The 16,524-nt window shown below is 72.8% G+C and carries 12 protein-coding genes; 11 read left to right on the top strand and 1 reads right to left on the bottom strand.

Annotated features, from left to right (window positions below):
• Nucleotides 1–86 precede the first annotated feature (86 nt).
• From CYQ11_RS23590 to CYQ11_RS23615, 6 genes are all read left to right on the top strand, one after another.
• A complete protein-coding gene (locus tag CYQ11_RS23590) occupies nt 87–2,036 on the top strand; it encodes a glycogen debranching N-terminal domain-containing protein (RefSeq protein ID WP_240003673.1) in 1,950 nt (649 codons plus the stop codon).
• An 89-nt stretch (nt 2,037–2,125) separates the two neighbouring features.
• On the top strand, nt 2,126–2,887 hold the full coding sequence (locus CYQ11_RS23595; RefSeq protein WP_099202337.1) for an NUDIX hydrolase: 762 nt from the start codon (nt 2,126–2,128) through the stop codon (nt 2,885–2,887).
• A gap of 257 nt (nt 2,888–3,144) precedes the next feature.
• Nucleotides 3,145–4,929 (top strand): ATP-binding cassette domain-containing protein, encoded by a 1,785-nt coding sequence (locus CYQ11_RS23600; protein WP_099202339.1) that lies wholly within the window; start codon nt 3,145–3,147, stop codon nt 4,927–4,929.
• A 175-nt stretch (nt 4,930–5,104) separates the two neighbouring features.
• Entirely contained in the window at nt 5,105–6,043 is a 939-nt protein-coding gene (locus CYQ11_RS23605; RefSeq protein WP_099202341.1) for a FadR/GntR family transcriptional regulator, read from the top strand.
• Nucleotides 6,044–6,413: 370 nt separating this feature from the next.
• Complete coding sequence (locus CYQ11_RS30435; RefSeq protein WP_275666519.1) at nt 6,414–7,973, top strand: RNA polymerase sigma factor; 1,560 nt, start codon at nt 6,414–6,416, stop codon at nt 7,971–7,973.
• Nucleotides 7,974–8,114: 141 nt separating this feature from the next.
• Nucleotides 8,115–9,152, top strand: coding sequence for a S1 family serine peptidase (locus tag CYQ11_RS23615; protein WP_099202345.1), 1,038 nt, complete (start codon nt 8,115–8,117; stop codon nt 9,150–9,152).
• Between the two features lie 153 nt (nt 9,153–9,305).
• On the opposite strand, the gene CYQ11_RS23620 is transcribed toward CYQ11_RS23615, so the two are convergent.
• Nucleotides 9,306–9,536 carry a DUF7455 domain-containing protein gene (locus CYQ11_RS23620; RefSeq protein ID WP_099202348.1) on the bottom strand — a complete coding sequence of 77 codons (231 nt, stop codon included), beginning with the start codon at nt 9,534–9,536 and terminating at the stop codon, nt 9,306–9,308.
• A gap of 432 nt (nt 9,537–9,968) precedes the next feature.
• On the opposite strand from CYQ11_RS23620, the gene CYQ11_RS23625 reads away from it, so the two are divergent.
• The 5 genes from CYQ11_RS23625 (at nt 9,969) to CYQ11_RS23645 (ending at nt 16,504) form a co-directional block, all read left to right on the top strand.
• Nucleotides 9,969–12,089, top strand: a complete 2,121-nt coding sequence (locus CYQ11_RS23625) for a DNA gyrase/topoisomerase IV subunit B (protein WP_099202350.1) — start codon at nt 9,969–9,971, stop codon at nt 12,087–12,089.
• Between the two features lie 326 nt (nt 12,090–12,415).
• On the top strand, nt 12,416–13,579 hold the full coding sequence (locus CYQ11_RS23630; RefSeq protein WP_240003674.1) for a sensor histidine kinase: 1,164 nt from the start codon (nt 12,416–12,418) through the stop codon (nt 13,577–13,579).
• A 98-nt stretch (nt 13,580–13,677) separates the two neighbouring features.
• A complete protein-coding gene (locus CYQ11_RS23635) occupies nt 13,678–14,352 on the top strand; it encodes a response regulator transcription factor (protein ID WP_275666520.1) in 675 nt (224 codons plus the stop codon).
• 95 nt (nt 14,353–14,447) lie between these two features.
• Nucleotides 14,448–14,912, top strand: a complete 465-nt coding sequence (locus tag CYQ11_RS23640; RefSeq protein ID WP_398780593.1) for a DUF485 domain-containing protein — start codon at nt 14,448–14,450, stop codon at nt 14,910–14,912.
• Nucleotides 14,909–16,504: a monocarboxylic acid transporter gene (locus tag CYQ11_RS23645; RefSeq protein WP_099202850.1), complete on the top strand. Its 1,596-nt coding sequence runs from the start codon at nt 14,909–14,911 to the stop codon at nt 16,502–16,504. The genes CYQ11_RS23640 and CYQ11_RS23645 overlap by 4 nt, the downstream gene beginning before the upstream one ends.
• Nucleotides 16,505–16,524: the final 20 nt, after the last annotated feature.

Consider the following 16,524-nt stretch of genomic DNA (forward strand, 5'->3'; position numbering starts at 1 on the left):
AAGGCATCGCCCCCGACGCCCTTTCGACCCGACGTCCGCCCGAGCCCCGGCGCCCCGGCCCCGGGCGGACCCCGGGACCCCAGCCCGTGCACGAGGCGCTGATCTGTGTGGCGCTCCCGGCGCTCGCGATCTCCAGTCCCCATGGTCAGCTCACCGGGCAGGGGCTCGACGGCTTCTACCGCGGTGGACGGAGACTGCTGGCGCGGTGCCGGGTGCGGGTCGCGGGGGCGGACCCGGTGCCCGTGCAGGGACGGATGCTGGGTGCGGACCGGGCGCGATTCGTCGGGACGGTGCGGACCGCGGCCGACGCCGGGCCCGACCCGGCGCTCACCGTCGAGCGAGTGCGTGAGGCCGAGGGAACCGAGCGGATCACCCTGCGCAGTTCGGCGATGCGCGAGCTGAAGCTGGTGCTGGAGGTGGCCCTGGGCACCGACCTCGCCGAGCTGGGGGCGATCGCCGCGGGGCGGCCGGGGCCCGAGGTTCCGGCCGGGGTGCATGCCGCAGGCCTGCGCTGGTCGGCCCACGGGGCCCACGCCGTGGTCACGGCGGAGCCTGCGCCGGACGACGCGCTCGCTTCCACGGGGCTGCTGTGCTGGGAGATACGGCTGGCACCCGGCAGCTCCCGCACCATCGAGCTCAGGGTGCACGCGGAGCTGCCGGGCGGACCGCGCCGCCCCGAGCCCTCGCTGCGCGGCCGGGGGGCGCCGCCGCCCTGGGGCGAGGCGCGAGCCGAGGGCGACGACCCGCGGGCCGCCGCCCTGCTCACGGCGAGCCTCGACGATCTCAAGGCGTTGCTCCTGCGGGACCCCGGCCGTCCGGGCGACAGCCATCTCGCCGCCGGCATCCCCTGGCGCTGCGGCCAGCTCGCGCCCGCGGAGGCGCTGTGGGCGGCGCGGATGACCCTGCCCCTGGGCGTCCGGCTGGCCGCGGGCACGCTGCGCACCCTGGCCCGTACCCAGGTGCCGGGGCCGGGGCGGGAAGAGGGGCGCATCCCCGGGGCGCTGCGGCACGCCGGGGTACATCTGCCTCCGGGGTGCACCGGCGTCGAGGCGACGCTGCTGTTCCCCGTGGTCCTCGCCGAGGCCCGGCGCTGGGGGCTGCCCGCGCAGGAGACGGAGGCGCTGCTGCCGGCCGCCGAGCGGTGCCTGACCTGGCTGCGGACCGCCGTCGGCGATGGCGAGTACCTCGCGGACCCCGTGCCGGGAGGCCCCTACCGCTGCGAGGTGCAGGCCCACGCGCACCGGGCCGCGCTGCTCGGTGCCGACCTGCTGGAGGCCCACGGCCGCCCCGGGGCGCAGGGTCTGCGCGACTGGGCGGCGGCGCTGCGCGAGCGCTTCCGGGTGGACTTCTGGACCGACGACCTGAGCGGCGGCCGCCCCGTGGCCGCCCGCACCCCCGACGGCCGGCGGATACCGCATCTGGGGAGCGCCGCCGCCCATCTGCTGGACACGGGCCTCCTCGGGTCGGGGGCGTACGCACTCGGACTGCTCGACGCGACGCGGACCGAGCAGCTGGCCCGGTTGCTCGGCGGCCCCGCCCTCGACTGCGGCTGGGGGCTGCGCAGCCTCGGGGCGAAGGAGCCGGGCCACAATCCGTTCGGGCACCGGGGCGGCGCCGTACGGGTCCACGAGACCGCCGTGGCCGTGGCCGGGCTGCTGGCGGCGGGCTATGAGAAGGAGGCGGCCGGGCTCCTGCGCGGGACGCTGGACGCCGCCGAGGCCTTCGGCCACCGGCTGCCCGAGATGTACGCGGGCGAGCAGCGCACCGCTGGCAGCGCGCCGCTGCCGCATCCTGCGGCTTGCCGGCCCGCGGCTGTGGCCGCGGCGGGCGCGGTCCAGCTGCTGACGGCGCTCGCCGGGGTGCGCCCCGACGTCCCGGCGGGCAGCGTGACGGTACGGCCGCCGCGTACGGCGCCCCTGGGCGAGGTGCGGTTCACGGGGCTGCGCGTCGCCGAGCAGCCGTTCGCGGTGAGGGTCAGCAGACTGGGGCTCGGCATGGTCGAGGAAGCGGCCGACGGGCTGCAGTTGGGGGTCTGAGCCGCGTGCCCGGCCGACCGCTCGACGGACCCCTCGCCGAGCCTGGCCAAGAGCCTGTTTATCGTCAGGGAGACGACTATGATCGCGTCATGCCCTACGACCCGTCGGCCTTCCCGCCCTTCGCAGTCACCGTCGACCTGGTCGTGCTCACGGTGCGGCAGCACGCCCTGTGCGCGCTGGCTGTCCGCCGCGGTGAGCCCCCCTACCAGGGGCGGTGGGCGCTGCCCGGCGGGTTCGTCCGCGGCGACGAGGACCTGGCCACCGCGGCCGCCCGCGAGCTGGTCGAGGAGACCGGCCTGCATGCGGCCGACCCGGCGGGTCCCGTACCGCCCAACGCCGCGCACCTCGAGCAGCTCGCCACCTACGGCGACCCCCGGCGTGACCCCCGCATGCGCGTGGTCAGTGTGGCGCACCTGGCCCTCGCGCCCGACCTGCCGGCGCCGCGGCCCGGCGGCGACGCCCGCAGCGTGCGCTGGGCGCCGGTGGAGGACCTGCTGGACCAGGAGGTGGGGTACGGCCGCGACGGGGAGCAGGTGACGCCGCTCGCCTTCGACCACGCCCGCATCCTCGCGGACGGCGTCGAGCGCGCCCGCTCCAAGATCGAGTACTCCTCACTCGCCACGGCCTTCTGCCCCCAGGAGTTCACCGTGGGCGAGCTGCGACGGGTGTACGAGGCGGTGTGGGGCGTCGTCCTGGACCCGCGGAACTTCCACCGCAAGGTGACGGGCACGCCCGGGTTCCTGGTCCCCACGGGCGGGACCACGACGCGCCAGGGCGGCCGCCCCGCGCAGCTCTTCCGGGCGGGCGGGGCCACCCTCCTCAACCCGCCCATGCTGCGCCCTGAGGCGTAGGGGGCCCGACGGGTCAGCGCGGGCCCTGCGGCTCGCACAGCTACCGCTAGGAGGCGCCGCGCCGGACGCCGCAGGAACCGGCGGCGCTCATGCCTGACGGGAGACCCCAGGCCGCGCCCTGGGCCGGGCCGGGTCCGCCTCGGGCCCCGGTCCACGCAATGCCGGTGACACACGCCGGGAATGCCTACCTTGCGTAGCAAATAGGACATACCGGGTTACGGTGCTCCGGTACGTCCCGACGTCCCGCGAGTGAAGCCATGATCCAGGCCATCGGACTCACCAGCGTCCCCCGCCGCAACCAGCCACCCGCCGTCGACGACCTCACCTTCGAAGCCCACCCGGGCCGCGTCACCGTGCTGCTCGGCGAGCCCGGGGCCGGCAAGACCGCCGCCGTGCGTCTCATGCTGCGCCTCGACCCCGGGCGCGGCATCGCGCTCTTCCGTGGCCGTCCCCTCGACCGGATCCCGCATCCCGCCCGGGAGATCGGCGTGCTCCTCGGAGACGTGCCGGGCCATCCCGCCCGCACCGCCCGAGGGCATCTGCGGATGCTCAGTGCCGCCGCCGGCGTTCCCGTCGAGCGGGCTGACGACGTCCTTGAGGTCGTGGGGCTCGCCGGCCTCGCGGAGCGGCACCTCGGCGACTTCTCGCTCGGCATGGACCGGCGCCTCGGGCTCGCCTCGGCGCTCCTCGGCGATCCGCACACCCTCGTGCTCGACGAGCCCGCCGACGGCCTGACGCCCCGCGAGGCCGCCTGGCTGCACGGCATGCTGCGCGGGTTCGCCGACCAGGGCGGCGCGGTCCTCGTCACCTCGCGCGACCCCAAGGAGGCGGCCCGGCTCGGCGATCAGGTCGTCGCCCTCGACCAGGGCCGCCTCGTCGCCGACCAGGAGAGCGCCGTGTTCGCCGGTGCCAGACTGCGGCCGCGCGTGGTCGTCCAGTCGCCCCTGGCCAACCGGCTCGCCCACGTGCTCACCGCGGAAGCCGACGCCGCGACCGAGCGCATGGGGCAGCCGCCCGTGGAGGTGGTCCACGAGGGCGGCAGCCGGATCTCGGTCTACGGCAGCAGCTGCGCCGCGGTGGGGGAGACCGCCTACCGCCACGGCATCCTCGTACACCGTCTGACGGAGGAGGCTACGGACACCGGACCGGTCACCCCCCTGCAACGGGCCGACGGCCGAAGCTCCGGAAGCCCCGACGAGCCGTCGGAAAAGCGGGGCGCGGCCGCGGTGCGCACCAGCGCCGAGCCCCCTGCCGGCGCTTGGCCCAGGCTTCTCGCGCCGGGGCCCGCCCGCCCGCTCCAGTACGAGCTCCGCCGCGCCCTCGGGGTGCGGACCGCCTGGACGGTGGCGGCCGTCGCCGTCGCCGCCTCGCTGTGCGCCGCGGTGATCCTCGCCCGCACCGGCGCCCCCGCCGGGCTGCGCCTGTTCACGGGCTGGCCGCGCTGGCTGCCGCTGCCGCCCGCGGCGATCGGCGCCGGCCTGCTCGGGGCCCTCGCCTTCGGCCAGGAGTTCCGCTACCCGGCGCTCGCCCCCGACCAGGGCGCCGTGCCCCGCCGGGTGGGACTGCTGAGCGCCAAGCTCGTCGTCACGGCCGTGTCCGCCCTGCTGCTCGCGCTCGTGGCGATGGCCGTCGACGCGCTGGCCCTGCGCCTGCTGTTCGGCGAGTCCACCGCCCTCCTCGCGGGCCACTGGACCCTGTTCGCGGGCTGGTCGGGGCTGGCCGTGGGCTGCGCGTGGGCGGGGTTGCTCGCGGCCGGGCTGTTCCGGTCCACGGTTCTGGGGCTGTCCGTGGTCCTCGTGGTCCCCGCTCTCGCGGTCCCCCTGCTCGGCGGGGTGCTCGCCCGGCCCTCCGCGAGGACCCTGGCGGGGCTTCCGGAACGGCTGCGCGCCCTCGCCACCGTGCGCTGGCCTGCCGGGGTGGAGCAGGGCGGCGCGACGGCGATGCGCCTCATGGCCCAGCCGGCCGGATGGGCGCTGGCCCTGTCCCTGACCGGGCTGCTCGGGGCCTGCGTCCTGACGGTGCTGAGGGGGCGGGCGAGGTGAGGCCTGTGCTATTGCGCCGTCCCGGACGCCAGCGAACGCAGAGTGACAATCGGCCTGGAGAGGCTCCAGGAGAGAGCGAGGTGACGTCACTCTCCGTGTGCACTCGGACGTGAGGTGCGCCCGATTCTGTCCGTTTGGGCGTCAATTGCGAGGTAATGGGCGATCACCCTTTCGTGTGCTTTTCACCAAAGACCTCAAGGGGCTTCGAGGTGTCGCCGACAAAGGAAGCGTGAGTACCCTTGCGCACACCATGATGACCGCGGCTCGCCCCGCCGACTCCGGCCTCGCAGGCCCGGGCGAGCTTGACCGTTACTCCTACGCGGAGGCCCCCGGGTCCGGCCGCGGGGCCGCGCCAGCCTGGGACGGCGACGCGGAGCTGAGCCGGGCCGGCCGCCGCGCCGCCGGCAGCCGTGGCCGAGGACTGCACGGCCAGCTCGTCCAGCAGCTGGGCCAGATGATCGTCTCCGGGGACCTGGGTGCCGACCGCCCGCTCGTCCCCGAGGAGATCGGGCAGCGCTTCGAGGTCTCCCGCACCGTCGTCCGTGAATCCCTGCGCGTCCTCGAGGCCAAGGGCCTGGTCAGCGCCCGGCCCAACGTCGGCACCCGGGTCCGCCCCGTCAGCGACTGGAACCTCCTCGATCCGGACATCATCGAGTGGCGGGCCTTCGGGCCACAGCGCGAAGACCAGCGCCGCGAGCTGTGCGAGCTGCGCTGGACCATCGAACCGCTGGCCGCCCGGCTCGCCGCCGGCCACGGCCGCGAAGAGGTCCAGCAGCGGCTCTCCGACATGGCCGAGATCATGGGCCACGCCCTCGCCCAGGGCGACTCCCTCACGTTCTCCCGGGCCGACGCCGAGTTCCACTCCCTGCTGCTGCAGGTCGCCGGCAACCGCATGCTGGAGCACCTCTCGGGCATCGTCTCCGCGGCGCTCCACGTCTCCGGAGCCTCGACCGGCGGCTGTGACCGCCCCACGGAGGCCGGCGTCAGCCAGCACCTGCGGATCGTCGACGCCGTGGCCGCCGGCGACGCCGCGGGCGCCGAGGCCGCCATGCGTCAACTGCTTGTCTCGCACCCGGAGGTCGAGCGCGTGGTTCCCGCGCCGCGCGAGCACTGACCGGGTCCGTCCGGACGGAAGCGGTGCGCGCGGGACCGCTCGTCCAGCACGCGCGTACGGCCGTGCGCGCGAGCCGGACGAGTCGTTCCGCGCGGCCGTGAGCGGCGGGAAAATCGACGATCTGCCCCTTCCGTGGCTTTTTACCCCGATATGGGGTGTGACTCGGGCCACGAGGATTGGGCGTAACGCTCCTTGAGACAGCGCGATGACTAAAGAGGTGGTAGCCGCGGAGGGAATACAGGCCTCGTTCTGGGCGCTGTGTTGCTCCGCACTATCGCCCGCGCCGTCGGTTCATCCTTGCCGACGGTCGTCGGCCCGGTCCAGCGCGGACGGGGCCGGAAGCCGTTTCCATCGTTCCGAGAGGTTGTTCGTGTCGGCCAGCACATCCCGTACGCTCCCGCCGGAGATCGCCGAATCCGAGTCTCTGATGGCGCTCATCGAGCAGGGAAAGGCCGAGGGGCAGATCGCCGGCGACGACGTGCGTCGGGCCTTCGAGGCTGACCAGATTCCGCCAACCCAGTGGAAGAACGTTCTGCGCAGCCTCAACCAGGTCCTCGACGAGGAGGGTGTGACGCTGATGGTCAGTGCCGCAGAAGCGCCCAAGCGCACCCGCAAGAGCGTCGCAGCGAAGAGCCCGGCGAAGCGCACCGCCACCAAGGCCGTTTCCTCCAAGACGGTCACGGCCCGGCAGTCGTCTCCCTCGGCGTCCGCGTCCTCGGCATCCGCCCAGGGCTCGTACGACGGCGAGGCCGACGAGGCCGTGGCGCCCGCCAAGAAGACCGCCGCCAAGAAGACGGCGGCCAAGAAGACGGTGGCCAAGAAGACCACCGCCAAGAAGACGGCGGCCAAGAAGACCACCGCCAAGAAGGACTCCGACGAGCTTCTCGACGACGAGCTCCTCGAAGAGACCCCCACCCCCGGCAAGGGTGAGGAAGAGGAGGAGAGCGGCGAGAACAAGGGCTTCGTCCTGTCCGACGAGGACGAGGACGACGCGCCCGCGCAGCAGGTCGCGGTCGCCGGCGCCACCGCCGACCCGGTCAAGGACTACCTGAAGCAGATCGGCAAGGTCCCCCTCCTCAACGCCGAGCAGGAGGTGGAGCTGGCCAAGCGCATCGAGGCCGGTCTGTTCGCCGAGGACAAGCTGGCGAACGCCGACAAGCTGGCCCCGAAGCTCAAGCGCGAGCTGGAGATCATCGCCGAGGACGGCCGGCGCGCCAAGAACCACCTCCTGGAGGCCAACCTCCGTCTGGTGGTCTCCCTGGCCAAGCGCTACACCGGCCGCGGCATGCTCTTCCTGGACCTGATCCAGGAGGGCAACCTCGGTCTGATCCGCGCCGTGGAGAAGTTCGACTACACCAAGGGTTACAAGTTCTCCACGTACGCGACCTGGTGGATCCGCCAGGCGATCACGCGCGCGATGGCCGACCAGGCCCGCACCATCCGTATCCCGGTGCACATGGTCGAGGTCATCAACAAGCTCGCGCGTGTCCAGCGTCAGATGCTCCAGGACCTGGGCCGCGAGCCCACCCCGGAGGAGCTGGCCAAGGAACTCGACATGACCCCCGAGAAGGTCATCGAGGTCCAGAAGTACGGCCGTGAGCCGATCTCCCTCCACACCCCCCTGGGTGAGGACGGCGACAGCGAGTTCGGTGACCTCATCGAGGACTCCGAGGCCGTCGTGCCCGCCGACGCGGTCAGCTTCACGCTCCTCCAGGAGCAGCTGCACTCCGTGCTGGACACGCTCAGCGAGCGTGAGGCGGGCGTGGTCTCCATGCGCTTCGGCCTCACGGACGGCCAGCCGAAGACCCTCGACGAGATCGGCAAGGTCTACGGCGTAACGCGTGAGCGCATCCGTCAGATCGAGTCCAAGACGATGTCGAAGCTGCGTCACCCGTCGCGCTCCCAGGTGCTGCGGGACTACCTCGACTAGTCCGGACGGCTCGCCGGTTCATCCCCGCAGGGCCCGGTTCCTCTTCGGAGGAGCCGGGCCCTGCGGGCTTTTCCGGATGCGGTGACCGCCATTCCGTCTGACGCTGGGTAGGCAAGTGGTTCCGTTCCGTCAGGAGGCGGTATGCGTGCCCTGAGTTGCTCACTGGCGGCGGCGGCCGCGTTGCTGCTGGTGGCGGTTCCCGGTCCGGTCCGGGCCCGGGACCGCGGGGTCGTCGGCGGGCAGACGGTGAAGATCACGGATTCCCCCTGGGTGGCGGCCCTGGCGAGCCGTGAGCGGTTCGGAGCCATACGGTCGGGCCAGTTCTGCGGCGGAGCCGTGGTGGGCCCCAGGACGGTCGTCACGGCGGCGCACTGCCTGACCCGCGAGGTGCTCGGGGTGGACGTGGCCGAGGCCAAGGACCTGCGGGTCATCGTCGGGCGTGGCGACATGAACGGGAACAACGGCACCGAGGTGTCGATCCGGAGCATCTGGGTCAACCCGGCGTTCAACACGGAGTCCAACGCCGGGGACGTCGCCGTCCTCACCCTGGAGCGGCCGCTTATGGCCGGTTACGCGATCCCGATGGCGCCCGCCGGCGACCCGGCCTACGAGCCCGGCACGGCGGCGGGCGTCTACGGATGGGGCGACACGACCGGGGCGGGCACCTACGCGAAGACCCTGCACGCGGCCAGGGTCCTCGTCCTGGACGACATGCTGTGCCGGCACGCCTACCCGGGCGGACCGGAGGGCGCGTACACCCCGTCGACCATGCTCTGCGCCGGCGTGGCGCTGGGCGGCCGGGACGCGTGCCAGGGCGACAGCGGGGGCCCGCTGGTGGCCCGTGGGCGGCTGGTGGGGCTGGTGTCGTGGGGCAGCGGATGTGCTCAGCCGGGCCGCCCCGGGGTCTATACGCGCATCTCGGCCGTCGCCGCGCTGGTCCGGGCCCACAGCGTCGACCACGCGCCGGCAGGGGCGCACCCGCCAGCACAGCCGTCCGCCCATCCGGCACAGCCCGTGATGGCGCCTCCGGCCGCCGCCCCGGGCCCGGCGCCGGTGACTCCTCCGGCCATGCCGCAGACCACCCCTGCGGCACCTCAGGTGGGGCCTCCGGCCGCCGGTCCGCCCGCCCTTCCGCAGCCCTCGCCGCCGGTCGTCGCGCGGCCGGGGAGGCCGGCGTGAGGCCGGCCGGGGGAGCGGTGGGTCACTCAGGGGTGACGCAGGGTACGAGAGCGGGCGGCCTCCCCAGTGGGGAGGCCGCCCGCGGCTGCCCGGTCCTGGATGACCGGACCTCGCTCGTCGTCGGATGCGATGTGTCAGCGGTGAATCGCGGACTCAGCGGTCCTCGTCGGACACGGACGCCGGCACGGCCGTCAGCCGCTCCGTCTCGTCCTGTATCTCCGCGGCGATCTTCTTGAGTTCTGGCTCGAACTTGCGGCCGTGGTGGGCGCAGAAGAGCAGTTCACCGCCACTCATGAGCACGACGCGCAGGTATGCCTGAGCGCCGCACCGGTCGCAGCGGTCAGCGGCCGTCAGCGGGCTCGCGGGGGTCAGAACAGTAGTCACGTCGCCTCTTCTCTAGCTCGACGAGCTGTCGTACCAGGGTCAACATCCAACCAGGCCGAAAACGTTCCCGCTCGTGGCTTTTCCTCGAAACTTCCTTCCGAGTGAGCCGGATCTTGACGGTTGGCGGCGAATGAGCCGTATTGCGTGGGCTTACGGTTTCACGTCGCTGGGGGTTGTCGTCCTCCCGGCCGGCTTGCCGGGTTGTTCTTGAGGACGTGCCCGGAGCCTAAATGGTTCATGCCTCGAAGGGAACGTGATGTGCACGTCACTCCATCGAGCTATCGAACGCGTGATCGACTCTCGATTAGCATGGTTGTTCTTAAGGGTGGCGGCACAAAGGCTCTATCAGGCCTCGGTACCCTCTGAACGGCGACCGAGCCACACATGTGCCCCCACTTGGGCCAGACAGAAATTCAGCGAGGAGCGAACCGCGTGACCGCCGATACGTCCGTGCCGTCCACTGCGTTGCTGACCGGGGCAGACCGGGACGGATCCAACTACACCGCGCGGCACCTGCTCGTCCTCGAGGGCCTCGAAGCGGTCCGCAAGCGGCCCGGCATGTACATCGGCTCGACGGACAGCCGCGGTCTGATGCACTGCCTCTGGGAGATCATCGACAACTCCGTCGACGAGGCCCTCGGCGGGTTCTGCGACCACATCGAGGTGATCCTCCACGAGGACGGGTCGGTGGAGGTCCGCGACAACGGCCGCGGCATCCCGGTGGACGTCGAGCCCAAGACCGGGCTCTCGGGCGTCGAGGTCGTGATGACCAAGCTGCACGCCGGCGGCAAGTTCGGCGGCGGCTCGTACGCCGCGTCCGGCGGTCTGCACGGCGTCGGCGCCTCCGTCGTCAACGCGCTCTCCGCGCGCCTGGACGTGGAGGTGGACCGCAACAGCCGGACCCACGCGATCAGCTTCCGGCGCGGCGTCCCCGGGATCTTCACGGAGTCGGGCCCCGACGCGCCCTTCGACCCCGCCAACGGCCTCCTCAAGGGCAAGAAGGTCCCCAAGGCCCGCACCGGCACCCGCGTCCGCTACTGGGCCGACCGCCAGATCTTCCTCAAGGACGCCAAGCTCTCCCTGGAGACGCTCTACGGCCGCGCCCGGCAGACCGCGTTCCTGGTGCCGGGCCTGACGATCGTCGTCCGCGACGAGCGCGAGCTCGACGGCCAGGCCGTCACCGAGGAGACCTTCCGCTACGACGGCGGCATCAGCGAGTTCTGCGAGTACCTCGCCCAGGACAAGGCCGTCTGCGACGTCCTGCGGCTGTCGGGTCAGGGCACCTTCAAGGAGACCGTGCCGGTCCTCGACGACCGCGGGCACATGACCCCGACCGAGGTCACCCGCGAGCTGGGCGTGGACATCGCCCTGCGCTGGGGCACGGGCTACGACGCCACGGTCAAGTCCTTCGTCAACATCATCGCCACCCCCAAGGGCGGCACGCACGTGACGGGCTTCGAGCGCTCGATCACCAAGACGGTCAACGAGGTGCTGCGCTCCTCCAAGCTGCTGCGCGTGGCCGAGGACGACGTCGTCAAGGACGACGCCATGGAGGGCCTCACGGCGGTCGTCACGGTGCGGCTGGCCGAGCCGCAGTTCGAAGGACAGACCAAGGAGGTGCTCGGCACCTCGGCGGCCTCCCGGATCGTGGCCAACGTGGTCGCCAAGGAACTCAAGGCGTTCCTGACCTCCACCAAGCGGGACGCCAAGCAGCAGGCGCGGGCCGTGCTGGAGAAGGTCGTCGCGGCGGCCCGTACCCGCATCGCGGCCCGGCAGCACAAGGAGGCCCAGCGGCGGAAGACCGCCCTCGAGTCCTCCTCGCTGCCGGCCAAGCTCGCCGACTGCCGCAGTGACGAGGTCGAGCGCAGCGAGTTGTTCATCGTCGAGGGCGACTCGGCGCTGGGCACCGCCAAGCTGGCGCGGAACTCCGAGTTCCAGGCGCTGCTGCCGATCCGAGGCAAGATCCTCAACGTTCAGAAGGCGTCGGTCTCCGACATGCTGAAGAACGCCGAGTGCGGCGCGATCATCCAGGTGATAGGGGCGGGGTCCGGCCGGACCTTCGACATCGACGCGGCGCGCTACGGCAAGGTCATCTTCCTGGCCGACGCCGATGTGGACGGCGCGCACATCCGGATCCTGCTGCTGACCCTCTTCCAGCGCTACATGCGGCCCATGGTGGAGGAGGGCCGGGTCTTCTCCGCGGTCCCCCCGCTGCACCGGGTGGAGCTCACCCACCCCAAGAAGGGGCAGGACAAGTACATCTACACCTACTCCGACAACGAGCTGCGGCAGACGCTGCTGGAGCTGGAGCGGAAGAACATCCGCTACAAGGAGGGCATCCAGCGCTACAAGGGTCTGGGTGAGATGGACGCCGACCAGCTCGCGGAGACCACGATGGACCCGCGCCACCGCACCCTGCGGCGGATCAACATCAGCGACCTGGAGGCGGCGGAGCGCACCTTCGACCTGCTGATGGGCAACGAGGTCGCGCCGCGCAAGGAGTTCATCACCAACTCCGCCGCCACGCTCGACCGCTCGCGCATCGACGCCTGACCTCGGGGCCTGGTCCGGGCCCCTGACCTCGGGGTCCTGGCCCAGGCCCTGACCGCGGGTCCGTGACCCGTCCGCCGTCGGGCACCCGTCCGCCGTCGGGCACCCGTCCGCCGTCGGGTACCCGTCCGGCCGTCGGGCACCTGATGTCCTCCACCTCCGGGTGGAGGCGGTTCTCCACCCGCGCTCCACCCCGAACCCACCCGTACGCCGATCCCGTCCGAGGGCCGGCTGCGTACCGTCGGACGTGTCGTTGATCCGTGCCGAGGCGCGGGGCGCCCGGGCTCCGCGCGGGCGCCGGCGGACACATCCGGACGGGAGGAGACGCGGTGCCGATCGAGAACTGGACCGAGTGGCCCACCCGTGAGGCGCTCTCCTCGTTGGGCGTGCCGCGCCGCCGCCAGGTGATGGCGTGGCTGATACGGCTGGGCCTGGCCGGGCTGTTCCTGTGGCAGGTGTTGCGCGAGGGCGTCTTCCGCGGGTGGGGCTTCGGGGTCCTCGCCGCCGGTGTCCTGCTCTGCGCCGTCGCCATCCGCTGCTGTTACCGCACGACGCTGGAGCGGCGCCTGTGGACGTCGGTCGGGTTGCTGGCGGTGCTGGTCGTGACGGGGGCGGCCGCGCAGGCAGGGGGGTCGCACGTCGGGGCCACCGGTGTGTGGTGCGTCGCGGCGGCCGTCGCCGTGGAGCGGCTTCCGCTGGGATACGGGCTGGCTCTCGCGGGGGTCGCCATGGGGGCGTATGCCCTGGTGAGCGAGAAGAGCGTGCCGGGCACCGCGGGGACGGTGGCCGGGGTGCTGCTCATCGGGTACGCGCTGCGGCTGGACGAGGAGGCGCGGGGGGCCGGCTTCCGGCTGCTGGCCCAGGAGCGGGCGGCGCGCCGGGCGGAGGCGGAGTCCGCGGCGCTGGCGGAGCGGGCCCGGATCGCCCGGGAGATCCACGACGTGCTCGCCCACAGCCTCTCCGCGCAGCTCGTCCACCTGGAGGCGGCACGGCTGCTGATAGAGAGCGGGGCGGAGCGGCAGCGGGTCCTGGAGCGGGTCACGGCCGCGCGGGGGATGGCGCGGGAGGGGCTGGCGGAGACCCGCCAGGCACTGTCTGCCCTGCGCGGCGAGATGACCCGGGCGGAGGACTTCCTGCGGGAGGTGACGGCGACGGAGGGGGCACGGCTGGAGGTGACGGGGGAGGCGCGCACCCTGCCGGCGGAGGCGGGGCTGGCCGTGCGCAGAGCCGCCCAGGAGGCGCTGACCAATGTGCGCAAGCACGCTCCGGGAGCGCAGGTGGAGGTGAGATTCACCTATCTGGAGCGAGAAGTCGAGCTGTGGGTCCGTGACGGCGGGGCGCGGGCGGCGGTGGGCGGCCTGGCGGCGTCCGGAGCCGGGTACGGTCTGCTCGGGATGCGGGAGCGCGCCGAACTGCTCGGCGGCACGCTGGAGGCCGGGCCCGCCGGCCCGGACGAGGAGGGGTTCGTGGTGTGTCTGCGGGTGCCGGCGTGATGGCTGGTGGTGGTCCGAGTGGGGGGAGCGGGGCCGGCGGCCCGGGGAGCGGGGGCGACCTGGGTGGTGGGGGCGGGGCGGAGCGGAGGGCCGCGCGGGTGGTGGTCGTCGACGACCAGACCGTTGTGCGCGAGGGCATCGTGATGCTGCTGGGGCTGTTGCCCGGCATCGAGGTCGTGGGTTCGGCGGGTGACGGGCTGGAGGCGGTGCGGGTGGTCGCCGAGCAGGCCCCGGACGTGGTGCTGATGGACCTGCGGATGCCGCGCTGCGACGGAGTGGAGGCGACGCGGCGCATCCGCTCCGAGTTCCCGGGCACCCAGGTCGTGGTGCTCACCACGTACGCCGACGACGACTCGCTCTTCCCGGCGCTCCAGGCCGGAGCCCGTGGCTATCTCACCAAGGACGCCGGCGGTGACGAGATCGTCAGGGCGGTGAACCATGTGATGTCGGGGGAGGCGGGTCTGTCGCCGAAGGTGCAACTGCGGTTGCTGGAGCGTCTTTCCACGCCGGGGGCCGAGCTGTCGGCAGCCGGGCCGGCGGCGCCCCGGGAACTGCCAGACGGGCTGACCGTCCGTGAGGCGGAGGTGCTCTCCCTGGTCGCCGAAGGGCTGTCGAACGGCGAGATCGCCCGTCGCCTCCAGGTGAGCACGGCGACGGTGAAGACGCACATCAACAACCTGTTCGCCAAGACCGGGGTGCGCGACCGGGCCCAGGCGGTGCGGTACGCCTTCCGCCAAGGCATCGCGCAACCCCCGGGAACCCCCATCACCTGATGGAGTGAACGTCCGGTGGTGAACGGCGCCGGATCTCTCCTGTCTGTCCATCCTTGGGCACGCGGCCAACGGGGTCGGCGACCGAGGAGAGTTCTGTGGGCAAGAGAGAAGGGCGCCGTGCCGTAACGGTTCAGCCGCCGACCGGCGCGGAGTCCCCTCATGACGCGGCCGGTATCTACCGGGAGGTCCAGCGCAGCGCCGCCTTCCGGGAAGTCCGGGGCCGATACCGCCGGTTCGTCTTCCCCGCGACCGTAGCGTTCCTCCTCTGGTACCTGGCGTATGTGCTGGCCGCGACCCTGGCGCCGGAGGTCATGGCCCGGCCCGTCATGGGCGCGCTCAACGTGGCGATGCTGGCCGGGCTCGCGCAGTTCGCCAGTACCTTCCTGCTGACCTGGGCCTACGCCCGCCATGCCCGGCTGCGGCGGGATCCGGCCGCGATGGAGCTGCGCTGGGCCGTCACCCTGGAGACCCTGCAGGACACCCGGCCGCGCCGGCTGGAGCTCCCGGCGGGGAGGGGGCCGGCGGCGTGGCGCCCGGCCGGTGGGGGCGACGTCCGGTGAACGGGGACCATCAGGGCCTTGCCCTGACCCTGTTCAGTGTCTTCGTCGTCGTGGCTCTCGCCATCAGCACGTGGTTCGGGCGGGAACGGCAGGGCACCCCTGAGGAGTTCTATGCGGGCGGCCGTCTCTTCTCTCCCATGGAGAATGGTTTCGCCATCGCCGGCGACTACATGTCCGCCGCTTCCTTCCTCGGCATCTCCGGGCTCATCGCGCTCTACGGCTACGACGGCATGCTCTACTCCGTGGGCTTCCTGGTGGCCTGGCTCGTCGTGTTGTTCCTGGTCGCCGAACTCGTCCGTAACTGCGGCCGCTTCACCCTCGCCGACGTCCTGGCCGCCCGGTTGCGCGAGAGGCCCGTACGGATCGCCGCCGGAGCCTCCTCCGTCGTCGTCTCCGTGCTCTACCTCGTCGCCCAGATGGTCGGTGCGGGGAGCCTGGTGGCCCTGCTGCTGGGCGGCACCGACGGACGGGCCCGCGGCTGGACGGTCGTCGCCGTGGGAGCGCTGATGGTCGTGTACGTCACGGTGGGAGGCATGCGGGCCACGACCTGGATCCAGATCGTCAAGGCCGTGCTGCTCATGGGCGGCACCGCCACCCTCACGGTGCTCGTGCTGGTCCGCTTCCACGGCGACGTCTCCGCCCTGCTGGGTACGGCCGCCGACCGCAGCGGCCACGGCCGGGCCTTCCTCGCGCCGGGGCTGCGCTACGGCCACGACCTCACCTCCAGGCTGGACTTCATCAGCCTGGGCCTCGCGCTCGTCCTGGGAACGGCGGGCCTGCCGCACATCCTCTCGCGCTTCTCCACGGTGCCGACCGCCCGTGCCGCCCGCCGTTCGGTGGTCTGGTCCATCGGCCTCATCGGCGGCTTCTACCTGATGACCATCGTGCTCGGCTTCGGCGCCGCGGCGGTCCTGGGCAGTGACGCCGTGCGGGCCTCCAGCGCCGCCGGCAACACGGCCGTCCCCCTGCTGGCCCTCGACCTCGGCGGAGGCGCGGGTTCCACGGGCGGAACGATCCTGTTCGCCGTCGTCGCGGCGATCGCCTTCGCCACCATCCTCGCGGTGGTCGCCGGCGTCACCCTGGCGTCCTCCGCCTCGGTCGCCCACGACCTCTACGGCACGCTGAGACGCCGCGGGGGCCGGGCGCCCCGCGACGAGGTGACGGTCGCGCGGGCGGCCGCCGCCGGCACCGGGGTGGTCGCCATCGGGCTCGGGCTGCTCGCCCAGAACCTCAACGTGGCGTTCCTGGTGGGCCTCGCCTTCGCCGTCGCCGCCTCGGCGAACCTGCCCGTGCTGCTGTACTCGCTCTTCTGGCACCGGTTCACCACCCGTGGCGCGGTGTGGTCCGTCTACGGCGGCCTCGTCCCGGCCGTGGTGCTCGTCCTGTTCTCCCCGGTCGTCTCCGGCGCGCCGGACGCCGTCTTCCCCGGACTGGACTTCCGGCTCTTCCCACTGGAGAACCCGGGCCTGGTGTCCGTACCCCTCGGTTTCCTCGCCGGCTGGGCCGGCACCGTGACCTCGCGCCAAGGCGCCGACGCCGCCGCCCACGCGGAGAGCGAGGTGCGCTCCCTCACCGGTGCCGGGGCGGCCTGAACGACCACGCCCGCAAGACG

The sequence above is a fragment of the Streptomyces cinnamoneus genome (assembly GCF_002939475.1).
Classification (GTDB): domain Bacteria; phylum Actinomycetota; class Actinomycetes; order Streptomycetales; family Streptomycetaceae; genus Streptomyces; species Streptomyces cinnamoneus_A.

What these genes read in the sequence shown, in the direction of transcription:
- CYQ11_RS23595 (WP_099202337.1), top strand. Translation starts at nt 2,126, where the DNA reads ATGCCCTACGACCCGTCGGCCTTCCCGCCCTTCGCAGTCACCGTCGAC.
- CYQ11_RS23600 (WP_099202339.1), top strand. Translation starts at nt 3,145, where the DNA reads ATGATCCAGGCCATCGGACTCACCAGCGTCCCCCGCCGCAACCAGCCA.
- CYQ11_RS23615 (WP_099202345.1), top strand. Translation starts at nt 8,115, where the DNA reads ATGCGTGCCCTGAGTTGCTCACTGGCGGCGGCGGCCGCGTTGCTGCTG.